At 39.2% G+C, this 10803-nt stretch carries 10 protein-coding genes and 1 pseudogene; all 11 read left to right on the top strand.

Annotated elements, in window-relative coordinates; translation table 11 throughout:
• Nucleotide 1 precedes the first annotated feature (1 nt).
• Complete coding sequence (locus tag K217_RS0102545) at nt 2-658, top strand: hypothetical protein (RefSeq protein ID WP_029551565.1); 657 nt, start codon at nt 2-4, stop codon at nt 656-658.
• Nucleotides 659-676: 18 nt separating this feature from the next.
• A complete protein-coding gene (locus tag K217_RS0102550) occupies nt 677-1507 on the top strand; it encodes a hypothetical protein (protein ID WP_029551566.1) in 831 nt (276 codons plus the stop codon).
• Nucleotides 1485-2921 (top strand): SAVED domain-containing protein, encoded by a 1437-nt coding sequence (locus K217_RS0102555; protein WP_029551567.1) that lies wholly within the window; start codon nt 1485-1487, stop codon nt 2919-2921. The genes K217_RS0102550 and K217_RS0102555 overlap by 23 nt, the downstream gene beginning before the upstream one ends.
• Nucleotides 2902-3876: a type III-B CRISPR module RAMP protein Cmr1 gene (gene cmr1 / locus K217_RS0102560; protein ID WP_029551568.1), complete on the top strand. Its 975-nt coding sequence runs from the start codon at nt 2902-2904 to the stop codon at nt 3874-3876. The genes K217_RS0102555 and cmr1 overlap by 20 nt, the downstream gene beginning before the upstream one ends.
• Entirely contained in the window at nt 3873-5693 is a 1821-nt protein-coding gene (gene cas10, locus K217_RS0102565; RefSeq protein WP_029551569.1) for a type III-B CRISPR-associated protein Cas10/Cmr2, read from the top strand. The genes cmr1 and cas10 overlap by 4 nt, the downstream gene beginning before the upstream one ends.
• The gene (locus K217_RS0102570) at nt 5668-6624 is read left to right on the top strand and encodes a type III-B CRISPR module-associated Cmr3 family protein (RefSeq protein ID WP_029551570.1); all 957 of its coding nucleotides are present in this window, start codon (nt 5668-5670) and stop codon (nt 6622-6624) included. Before cas10 ends, K217_RS0102570 begins: the two co-directional genes overlap by 26 nt.
• Nucleotides 6625-7794: a TIGR02221 family CRISPR-associated protein gene (gene csx2, locus K217_RS0102575; protein ID WP_029551571.1), complete on the top strand. Its 1170-nt coding sequence runs from the start codon at nt 6625-6627 to the stop codon at nt 7792-7794.
• Nucleotides 7795-7805: 11 nt separating this feature from the next.
• The gene (gene cmr4, locus K217_RS0102580; protein WP_029551572.1) at nt 7806-8690 is read left to right on the top strand and encodes a type III-B CRISPR module RAMP protein Cmr4; all 885 of its coding nucleotides are present in this window, start codon (nt 7806-7808) and stop codon (nt 8688-8690) included.
• Entirely contained in the window at nt 8687-9058 is a 372-nt protein-coding gene (gene cmr5, locus K217_RS0102585; RefSeq protein WP_029551573.1) for a type III-B CRISPR module-associated protein Cmr5, read from the top strand. Before cmr4 ends, cmr5 begins: the two co-directional genes overlap by 4 nt.
• Nucleotides 9039-9890, top strand: coding sequence for a type III-B CRISPR module RAMP protein Cmr6 (cmr6, locus tag K217_RS0102590; RefSeq protein WP_029551574.1), 852 nt, complete (start codon nt 9039-9041; stop codon nt 9888-9890). The genes cmr5 and cmr6 overlap by 20 nt, the downstream gene beginning before the upstream one ends.
• A 74-nt stretch (nt 9891-9964) precedes the next feature.
• Nucleotides 9965-10803, top strand: a pseudogene (locus K217_RS0102595) (RNA-guided endonuclease TnpB family protein); the annotation flags it as partial.

A 10803-nucleotide genomic window follows, 5' to 3' on the forward strand; every position in this document is an offset into this window, starting at 1 on the left:
TATGGATTACAAAGAGCTTTTGATTAAGTTTGCGGAAGGAAAAGGAACACCTAAGGAGAGGGAATTTTTAAAAAACACCATTGCAAAGTTTGTAAGACAGATAGGAAAGGAAGAAAGCTTTAAGAAACGTTGGGGTGACGATTATGTGGAAGAGCTTCTTTCAAAACTAAGTGTAAAAGTTATTTCCCAAAAAGACCTTATAAAAGAAAAGAGTTTTGTAAGTTGGAAGTATTTTTTAAGCATAATCAAGTCTTGTGTAATAGAATTTTACCAAGAGTTGAGAAGCCTGCAAGAGTTTCCTTATGAGGAAGCAAAAAATCCTAAAACGGAAGAGAACAATAGAAGCGTAGAAGAAACTGGTATATTTGCCTATGAAGAAAAGGTAGAAGAAAAGATTGAAGCTGAAGAGTTTTATGAGTATATGTTAAACTTCTTGGAAGAAAAGGATTATCCCATCCTTTGCTATTATCTTTGTAAAGAGTTTCAAAAAGATTGTAAAAAACCGGAGGGCCTTTCTGAGACAAACCTATACAAACGCTGGGAAAGGTTGAAGAAAAAGCTAAGAGACCATTTAACCTACGAGCCTTCTGCTGAAGCGATGAAATACTTCATTGACAAATTCCTGTCAGAAATATGTAAAAAGCTTGGTTATATATAGACTAAGAGGTGAATGATCATGGTGGATCTTGAGGAACTTAAAACTCTTTTAAAGTTTTATAAGAGCTCTTTAGGTGACGAAAAATATACGGTAAAGGAAGAAAAGAGAGTGCCCGTAGAAGTGGGCCAGGTGCGTGTGCTCTTTTGGCAACCTGAAGAATATGTGCTCATTTTCCATATAGAAGAAGAGGGGCTGGTGCATGCTGTTCCGCTTACAATCTGGACAGACCTCACAACATGCTTACTGAAGATTCACCTGATAAGCGGGCTTGACAAAACTCGCAAAATACTTGCTCCCTTACCTTTCTATGTCTATCTAAGAAAAGAGGTTTTGGAAGAAGAAAGCTTTCCAATCTACATAGTAAGGCAGGACACAATAGAAAAGGTCCTAAAGGTGGTAGAACGGGCTCCCACTTGGTCTTCTATAAAACCAAAAAGAGAGTTTATAAAATTAGTCTGGAAGCGCTATAGCGAACTGACTTTGGGAAGTATTTTAGCTACTCATATACAAAGAGAGCTACAGGCAGAGGAAGAAGAACAAAAAGCCATAATAATTTCTTATCCTGTCTTCTTATATCAAAAACACTACAACATACTACAAGCATACCAACGAGCCGCAAGTACAAACGCTTTAAAGGGGGAAAATTGGCTTGGTATAGCTGAGGAAAACAAAATTGTCATATACTTGCCTCAAGAGTGCGAGGGAAAGAGGATAAAGGTAAAACTCTTTGATAGCGTAATCTACGAAGGAAAAGGAGCGGATAAGCTGATTATTGAGAACCTTCCTAAGGAGCTGAAATCCCACGAATATTTGGAGGAACACTTACATGTGGAAGTTTTGGAAGATTGAATTACCACACTTTCAAATCTTTCTAAAAAGTGGAAAGTTTGATGACAAAGTGGATGAGCTATACAACCAATTTTGGGATCTTCCATACTCTCATCAATATGAACTCATCACATACTCAAAGGAAAAGGGTGTATTCCCGTCTGTGGAGACCTTTAAAAAGGTTTTCAAAGTTTCTGAGGAGAGCGTAAAGGAATTTTTCAGGGCAGAGCACAGAACTTTTAGATTTCCTGTGGTTTCCAGCGAAGGTAAAGGGGAGCTTGTGAATGCAATAATCATAAAAAATCTCAAGGAAGTTATAACAAATCTAAAACAAATAAAAAGACATCTAAGTCCTATAAAAGAGTTTCTTAACAGTGGTTTTGCGGTGTTTTTTGACAGAGAATTTGCAGGAGCAAGCTTTCAACTTCCCACAGTCTTGAACCTTTATGTGGAAAACTTACCAGAGGATGCCCTCTTTACAGGAGCAGTAGATAAAAAGGGGAATATAAAATCTGTGGATGGCATTGAAGAAAAGAAAAAGTTGGCAAAGGAATTAGGTTTAAGGCTTGTGGAACCTTACCACTTCAACACCGTTGATGAAATAAAAGAACTGCTTGACGCAGAGATTTATCAAATGCCCATATACATCACAAAAACCCAAGATAGATGGGAAGGAGAGTTTAAAAGCTTTTTAAAGGCAACAGGCATTTCGGAACATTACCTTAAAAAGCTTGAGGTGTTGATAGGTTTGGAAACAAAGCCTATAATAACCGGACAGCTTACAGGAAAAGTTTGGGAAGAGGTCCTTAGGGAATTCTGGAGAAGGTTTAAGGAAACTGAGAAAAAACTCCATAGCAAAGAAGAATGGCACATAGCCATAAACGGTCCTTCTGCCCTTGCCTTTGCCTTAGGCGTGCTCTTTGGTAGTCAAAAGCCCTTTGTGTTTTATCACTACCAAAATAACTCCTACTATCCAATAGTGGTAGAAAATGTTAGACAGCTAAAAGAAAGAAACAAGCAGTTACAAAAGGTTAGATTTAAGTTTGAAAAGGGGGGTAAAAACTTGGTAGTTATGTTCTCCTTTGCCCATCACGACATGGAAAGCAAAGTGAAGGAGTATATCTCACAAAGATTAGAAAATCCGTCCTATTTACTGATTGAATCGGAAAGTTCAGGGAACATATCGGTTGAAGACATGAAGGATGTAGCCAAAGAGTGTGCAAGCCTTATACAGGACATAAAAAAAGAACAGAGCTTTGATGAGTTTCACTTTTTCTTTTCTACTCCCGTGCCTATAGCCTTTATGGTGGGTTTGGCCTTTGGTCACTACGAGGAAGGTTGGATATACAACTACAGCGGTGGTTATGAGCCGGTTTTGTCCATCTCTTTCCTTAGAAAACTAAGGGAGGGAAGGCATGAAAAAGCTTACCTTTGAGCTTGAGTTTATAACGCCAGCCTTTTTGGGTGGTGCGGACCCCCTAAAGCCCGAGCTAAGGCCTGCCAGTTTTGTAGGTCTTTTGCGCTTTTGGTGGAGAGCCCTAAAAAGTGAATGCAATATAGAAAAGTTAAAGGAAGAGGAAACAAAGATTTTTGGCGGTAATGGTAAGTATGCATCTAAGGTAGCAATTAGAGTTTGGGGAGAGGTAGTACCAAAAAATGAGGAGTTTTTCTTTTTTGTTTCCAACAAACGAAAGAGACTATCCATTGGAGCAGGTTCAAGATTTAACTTAACACTTATTGGTGAAGAGAAATATTTAAACCATTACATTGCATCTTTGTGGGCCTTGATCTTCTTGGGTGGTGTAGGCTCAAAAAGCAGAAGGGGTGGAGGGAATTTGGCTATAGTTAAGGCTCCAGAAGGGCTACCTATATCTTTTACGCCCGCAGAAGATCTCTTTAATTGGTATAAAGAGAATCTTCAAAAAGCTAAAGCCTTTGTTGGAGGGGTTCTACAACCCTGTGAAAAGTATTCAAATATCCAGGATACTATGAATATAAAAATAGGAAGCACTCTTCACGATAGCTGGCATAAAGCATTAGAAGAGATAGAAGGGCTATATATACAGTATAGACGCTCTATAGGTGTTCTAAATCAAGAGGAAAAGAAAGAGGAAAAGATAAAGATATTAAAACTTGCCAATTTTGGTTTGCCCGTTTTTGGAAAAAAGGTAGAAGCTGTTCTAAAAGAAGGGAAAGCTTTAAAAAGGAGAGCCAGTCCGCTTATAGTAAAGGTAGTAAAACATCAAGAAAAGTACAGGTGGGTTTTGATACTGTTATCAGGTAATATATTGCCTGATGGAGCAAAGTTTCGCTTCGAAGATAGTTTAGAAAACCCTGATCTACAAATATTGAAAGGAATGCTAAAAAATTTAGGGAGGAGGTCAAGATGATTCTCCACATCTTCACCTTCTCACCCGTTCAGGGTTTTATATCAAGCTCCCGGAGGCTTTCAGATCTTTACCATTCAAGCTTACTGCTTTCTACAATTACAGAGAAAATCATTGAGAATTTGATAAAGGATTCAGAGGTTGAAGTTATCTATCCAATCCTTGTGGAAGGAGGAGAGGGATTAGCCAATTATCCAAACAGAGTGGTTTTCTTGGCAAAGGATTGCGTCTGCAAAGAAGTGGTGGATAAATTCCATCAAGTTTGGAAAGAGGTCCATCAGAAAGTTCTAAGGGAAGTGTTAGATAGGTCTGATATTGAAAAGGACGTCATAGAACAACAGGCTAAACTTCACCTTGAAACCTACTTTAGAGCCTACTGTGAATGCTCCACTGCTGAAGAAACTAAAAGATGGAAAGAAAAACTAAAACAAAATCTAAGTGAAGACTTTGACAATTATGCGGTTGCTTATGATTGGACCGGGAGAAAGCTTGGAACTAAAAAGTCCCAAAAACCTTATGAGCCTTTGATAGACCACTACACATACAACGGTGGTAAGTATCCTGACGGTTGCACTCTTTGTGGAGAGAGGGCTCATTTGGCAGTTGATTGGGAAAAGTTCAGAAAAAGTCTTCGAAAGGACATAAGACATTACCTTAAGGAAGGGGAAAAGCTATGCGGTGTCTGTCTTGTGAAAAGGTTTGCCTTTTTCTATCTTGGAAGGCGGACTTTTCCGTCGGTCCATGACATAGCCAATGCGGAGTTTAAAGAGAAACTGAAAAAATTTGAGCAGGAACATAAGGAAGTTGCGGAGGAGCTAAGGTCTTTGCTTGAGCAGTATGTGGGGGTTGAGGAAAGCAGAAGGCACCTTTGGGACTACAACGCAGAGCTTTTTGAAATAAAGGAACTTGAGAGGATAAAAAAGGAAGATAAAGACTTGGAGTTGTTGATTGACGACCTTGTCGGAAAACTCCGTTGGATATACAGCCACCAACTTTTAAGCCCACCTTCTAAAAACTACTATGCTATTATTCTCTCTGACGGAGACAGCATAGGAGAATGGCTTGGACTAAAAAGTAGGAAAAGACAGGAACCGCTGACGGAAAAGTTCCACCGGGAGTTTTCCGAAAGACTTTCCGAGTATGCGAAAAAGATAAGAAGTTTGGAAAAGAAAGACAAATTCGGTCTGAGAATTGTTTATGCTGGTGGTGATGATGTGCTGGCGATGGCAGACCTAAAGGAATTTTTGGACTTTGCAGAAAAGTTAAATCCTCTCTTCAAACAAAGTGTAAGAGAAAACGCCTCTGTCAGCGCAGGAATAGTCATAGGGCATCAAAAAGATGAGCTTTCTTACTTGTTAAGGGAAGTAAGAAAGGCAGAAAAGAGGGCAAAAAGTATAAAAGAAAAGTCTGCCTTTTGTATAACCGTCATTCCAAGGGGAGGAGCGCCTGTTAGCTTTTGTGCCAAGTGGGAGTTTTTGAATCTCCTCAAAGACACCATTTCATACTTTGAGGAAGACATCATAGGAGACAGAACCGCTTATGACCTAAGACATATAGTGAGTAAATTTGAAGATAAAAGCGAGAACGTGCAGGTAATTTTGGCCCTTCTTAAGGGAATGTTGAAAAAAAGGGTGAATAAAAGTAAGCTGAAAGGGGAAAACGAGCAAGCATTTATTGAAAATTACTTAGAAAGACTTAGATCCTTTTTAGAAGCTTCGGACTTTGACATTAAGAACTTTGCTAACCTGTTTTATGTCGCCCGCTTTGTCGCAAAAGAGAGGAGGGAAAAAAGTTATGAAGTTGTTGGAGCTAACACCTGAAGACGCACTAACCTTTGGAAGTCTTAAAAACTTTACCGCAGGGGAGTCTCACTATCAGCACTCTACCTTCCCACCACCCATAATGAGGTTTTTCTCTTTGGGTAATGGGACCGCTCTAAAGATAATGGGAGTTTTCTTAAAACACAGAAATGAACTATTTCTCCCAATGCCTGCGGATTGTTTAAAGAAAAGAAAGCAAGAGGAAGAAGAGGTCTATGTTCCAAAGTGGAATGAAGAGCTCAAAAGTCCTTTTGTGGAGCCTTTTGAAAAAGGAGAGCTTTTAAACCTTGAACAGGCAGAAGGTTTTTGCAGTTTTTCCGATTTTGCAGAAAGCTATGCCAAAGGGAAGAGCTTTAGCGCAAAAAAGGAAACTCTATTCCAAGAGGAAGAAAGGGTCGGGGTAAAGCTAAACTATGACAAAAGAGTATCCCAAGAAGGTTATCTTTACTCAAGGATTTATTTGAGGTTTGAAAACTCTCGCATAGTGCTTTTGGTGGATCAAGATGTGCAAAAGCCATTTTTTGCTACGGTGGGTGGAGAAAGAAGGTATGCCAAGGTTAAGCCTGTTAAAGACAGATTTTTAGATTTCCTAAATGAAACTGTCAGCATAGAAAAGGATAGGCTATACAAGTTTTACTCTACAACTCACCTTTATGCGGATTTAAAGGGGGAGGTAAAGATTAACGGAGACATAAAGTTTAAGGTGGAGTGGGTCTTTTCCTTAGAACCTGAATGGGTTTCGGGCTTTGCAAAACCTTTCCTTTACATGCTAAGACCGGGCACAGTGCTTTGGCTCAGGGCACTGGAAAGTGGATTGTGCAAAAGGCTATGTCAGATTTCTTCCCGCAAGGAAGTTATTAAATACGGTAATGAGTCAAAAGATCTGCTCAAGAGAGGTTGGAATAGTGGAATCCTTTTGGAGGTAACATAGATGGAAAAGAGTCTTTTAGTAAGCTTTATAGGTGGCTCTAAGGGGAAAAGAGCCTATGAGAAGACAAAGTATAGGTTTTCCGAAGAGGAAGTTAGAGAAAGTTACCTTTTTGGTATAGCCCTTTTTGAACACCTGCGCCAAAAAGGGGAAAATTTAGAACTTCTCTTTGTGGGAACTACAGGCTCTGGCTGGTCTGAACTTATCAATGTGAAGCAATCGCAAGATCAGGAGATAGATGAACTTTTTGACAGGATAACAAAGCTGGAAGAAGAGCAAAAAGTTAGCGACGATGTGTTATCTGAGTGGATAGACAAGGTAAAAGAAAGCGTGGGTGCAGAAATTCACTACGTATTGCTTGAAAATCCACCGGAGCTTGAAAATATATCCAAAAGCGTTATACAAAAAGTTTTGAGCTTGGGAGACTATAAAAAGATAATCCTTGATATTACGCACGCTTATAGGTTTGTGCCATACGTGGTGTTCCTTGACCTTATGATAATCAAAAAGCTAAAGGGTTTTGAGTTGGAAATATACTACGGCTTTTTGGAATTTACCTTAGAGGACGGCTCAAAACCGGTAAAACGGCTAAGCCATTTGGAAGAGTTGGTAAAACTAAATGAAGCCTTGAGCCTTTTTGAAAACGCAGGGGACTTTAGAAGATATTTTCAACTGGCGGGGGTTGATGAAAGCTTTGCACGCAAAACTTACTTTGAGGTAGAAATAAACAGGCCTGCCACAAAACCGTTAAGAAATCTTATAAATCTCAAAGCACAAAAGGAATACTTAGAACCGGTCCATCAGAAAGTTATAGAAAAATACATCTCTGGCTTGTTGGATGACCGTCTGGAAAACAGGATGAGAAACAGAGCCAAGTTCTTCTACGAAAGAGGTCAGTATTTGAAGGCAATAACTTTGCTTTACGAAGCTATACTGGTAAAAGGTATAAGGATTTTAGGCTTGGGAGGTGAGCAAAACTACAAAAATAGGGAATATGTAAAAGCCTTTCTGGATAGAAGAGGTGATGAAAGGTGGCTCAAGTTTAGAAATCTTAGGAATACCTGCGTCCACGGGTCTGACCCTGAAGCTAATGTTCGCAGTGCTACCAGTTCAGAAGATGAATTCAAGAAAATCTTTGAACTGGGTTTTGAAATCTTTGAAAACTTAACTTAAGGAGGGTGGAAATGCAAAAAGAGATCTACCTTCTTAAAACCATCACACCACTTCACATAGGCGCAGGTCAAGGGTTGGGGCATGTTGATCTGCCTGTGGTGCGCGAAGTGCATACCAACTTTCCCTATATTCCCGGAACGAGCTTGAAGGGAGCGCTGAGAAACTGGGAAATAAACCAAGTTGCAATGACAATTGGAGAAAAGCCTTCGCAGGTAGAGGAAAAGCTAACCAAAGGTGAGCTAAAAGACGAGAGTATGCTAAGGCTTGCAAAGATCTTTGGCGTTGCGGGAGAGGGAGCGGAAGAAGGAGGAGAGGTGGGAGCGGGAAAAGTTTTGTTTTCCGATGGCTTTATCTTACTTTTCCCTGTAAAATCTGCAAAGGGAATATTTTCCCTAACTACATGCCCCTATGCCATAAACAGGTTCTTTGAGTTTGTAGGACTTGACCAAAGGATAAAAGAAGTGCAAGAGGGTAAGGTAAAGGTTTTGGATACAAAGGATCACAAAAATTTAATAAATGGTAAGCTTTTGCTTGAGGAGTTTATTTTTGAAGCGGAAGATTCACAAGAGCTAAAAGGCTTTGTTGAACTTTTAAAGGGTTTTTTGGGAGAAGAAAACATAAAAAGGCTCGTGTGCGTAAGCGATACGGACTTTACAGACTTTGTAAGCAACTACACAGAAGTTCAAACGCACATAAAGATAGATCTGGATACGGGCACCGTCAAAGAAAAAGCCCTATGGACAGAAGAATACGTTCCCGCTGAATCTGTTTTTGTGTTTGGCTTGACCTTCTTAGAGGATATAGAATACTCTCCGCCTTCTACCTTTCACCTTGGTGGAGACATAACTACGGGTAAAGGCTTTGTTAAGGTTCAAAGGTTGGAGGTGCAAAGATGAAAAGTAAGGTTCAGGAGGTTGCAAAGTTGGCTTATGAGTGTGTAATGCAAGTAAAAGACAAAGATTTTGCGTCAAAATACTTATCTTATGCAAGAAAATTACCTTCTATGATAACTCACAACGGCCTTTTAGTCACGGTTGCTTTTGCGAAAGCTAAAAAAGAGCAAGCTTGGAAAACACTTTTGGAACACATAGAAAGCTTTTTGAGGAAAGAAGGGATAAAAAAGGATAAAAAGGACCTAATAGAGTTCCTTTCCGATTGCGAAGTTCAGGAATACAGGTTGATAACCAAAAGGGTTTTGGGCTTTTCTATTTGGTTAAAACGAATAGCAGAAGGGGAGATAAAGGATGAAGGTAAAGGAGATTAAACAACTATTAAGTCAAACCGACAATCCCGCATTGCTTTTCAACAAACTTTTACTTTTCAAATATGCAGAACAGATCTCTAAGGGTCAGGAGATAAAAAAGAAAGATTACATAGAGAGTTTTTTGGAGAGTCTCAGAGGAAAAGGAGTATTAAAGCAATCAAAGCTGGAGGGTATCAGTAAAGAAAGCTTTAAGCTAAAAACTGCCTACAGGTTGGTTATTGGGGCTGGCTATCCATCTTTTGTTGAAAACGGTTTTTTGTTTCACCACATATACGGCATTCCCTACATTCCCGGAGAAACACTAAAGGGCCTTGCAAGGTTTGTATTTATGCTTTCAATAGCGGAATCTCTAAGAGAAGAAGTTAAACTCTCCAAGTTGGAGGAAGACCTGTCTGAAGAGAAAGCTATAGATGTGGTGCCACAAAAAATTAAAATACTCTTTGACGATTACGAAATAGAAAATCCTGTGGGAACATTCTTAAAGATCTTTGGCTCCAAAAAGAGAAGGGGGCAGATAATATTTTTTGACGCATACCCTGTTAGCTTTAACCCTTCAAGGGACTTTGAGATAGATATTATGAACCCGCACTATGGAGAGTATTACCAACAAAACAAGGCACCCGCAGATTGGTTGAACCCTACTCCCATACACTTTTTAGCTCTAAGGGAAGGCATAGAGTTTGAATTTAGCTTGGGAGTTGCACCCCTTGAACCCCTAAGGGAAGAGGAGGAAAGCATACTTTTGGAAACCGCAAAGAGACTGCTTGAGATAGGCCTTAAAAACTTTGGAGTTGGAAGTAAAAAGCTTAAGGGGTATGGGTGGTTTAAGTGATGGAGTGGATAATCTTACTCATCTTTAGCTTGATACTTCTTGGATGGAAGATAAACAAAGATAGGAATTAAAAAATGAAAGAACAAATTCTTAGCTATGAGCTAACTCTTCCACAGAGAATTTATCCACACCTTGACAGGCTTTTCTCCGTCTTTAAAAACCAAGTTAATTCCTACATCCCAAAACTTTGGAACGAACAAGGTTTTAAGCTTTTGTCCCAAAAGGGCTCTGCTGTGGGAATTTTGAAAAAAGAATTCCCTACTCCTGAAGGTCTCCCTTCAAGAGTTTTTAGAAACGTCCTTGAGCTAACAGGACAAATCATCAGAAGTCAGATAGAAAGAAAAGAAGTGTTTGAAAAGTTGTTAAAGGGAGAAGAAGTCAAGGGCTATAACAAAAACTTTGTTTTGAATGTCCAAAGACAGATAGAAAACCTTAGAAAAAAAGGAAAAGAAGTTAATTGCTATTTTAACTTTCCCCATCCAGAGTTTGACGGTCAGATAGTTATTACTTCTGCAGATGACAACCTTGAAAAAGGACAGTTTAGAAGGTTAAAAATTTCAGGAAACTTTTTAGAGTTCAGCATAAAGGTTCCTACACAAAAAGGTTGGGATTGGATAAGTGTTAAAAAGCTTATTCCAGAAAGACTTAGAAGAGCTTTAACGAAAGCTAAGGAAGTTAAAGCGGTGTTGATAAAAAAGGTTTTACTAAAAAGTGGATACAGCATCTACAGGCTTGTTATTCCTTTAAGTTTTGAAGTAAAAGAACCTGAAAACGTAGAGAGAGTGTTAGCCTTAGACCTTTCACCTTCAGAAAAAAGACTTGGAACTGCAGTATTGGTAGAAGGAGAGAAAGTCTCCAAACCTTTGTTTTTTAAAACGCAAATGTTAAGAAAAGTAGAGAGACTACACTTTGA

It is taken from the genome of Thermocrinis jamiesonii (assembly GCF_000702425.1).
Classification (GTDB): domain Bacteria; phylum Aquificota; class Aquificia; order Aquificales; family Aquificaceae; genus Thermocrinis; species Thermocrinis jamiesonii.

What these genes read in the sequence shown, in the direction of transcription:
- cas10 (WP_029551569.1), top strand. Translation starts at nt 3,873, where the DNA reads ATGATTCTCCACATCTTCACCTTCTCACCCGTTCAGGGTTTTATATCA.
- K217_RS0102545 (WP_029551565.1), top strand. Translation starts at nt 2, where the DNA reads ATGGATTACAAAGAGCTTTTGATTAAGTTTGCGGAAGGAAAAGGAACA.
- cmr5 (WP_029551573.1), top strand. Translation starts at nt 8,687, where the DNA reads ATGAAAAGTAAGGTTCAGGAGGTTGCAAAGTTGGCTTATGAGTGTGTA.
- cmr1 (WP_029551568.1), top strand. Translation starts at nt 2,902, where the DNA reads ATGAAAAAGCTTACCTTTGAGCTTGAGTTTATAACGCCAGCCTTTTTG.
- K217_RS0102550 (WP_029551566.1), top strand. Translation starts at nt 677, where the DNA reads ATGGTGGATCTTGAGGAACTTAAAACTCTTTTAAAGTTTTATAAGAGC.
- cmr6 (WP_029551574.1), top strand. Translation starts at nt 9,039, where the DNA reads ATGAAGGTAAAGGAGATTAAACAACTATTAAGTCAAACCGACAATCCC.
- K217_RS0102555 (WP_029551567.1), top strand. Translation starts at nt 1,485, where the DNA reads ATGTGGAAGTTTTGGAAGATTGAATTACCACACTTTCAAATCTTTCTA.
- K217_RS0102570 (WP_029551570.1), top strand. Translation starts at nt 5,668, where the DNA reads ATGAAGTTGTTGGAGCTAACACCTGAAGACGCACTAACCTTTGGAAGT.
- csx2 (WP_029551571.1), top strand. Translation starts at nt 6,625, where the DNA reads ATGGAAAAGAGTCTTTTAGTAAGCTTTATAGGTGGCTCTAAGGGGAAA.
- cmr4 (WP_029551572.1), top strand. Translation starts at nt 7,806, where the DNA reads ATGCAAAAAGAGATCTACCTTCTTAAAACCATCACACCACTTCACATA.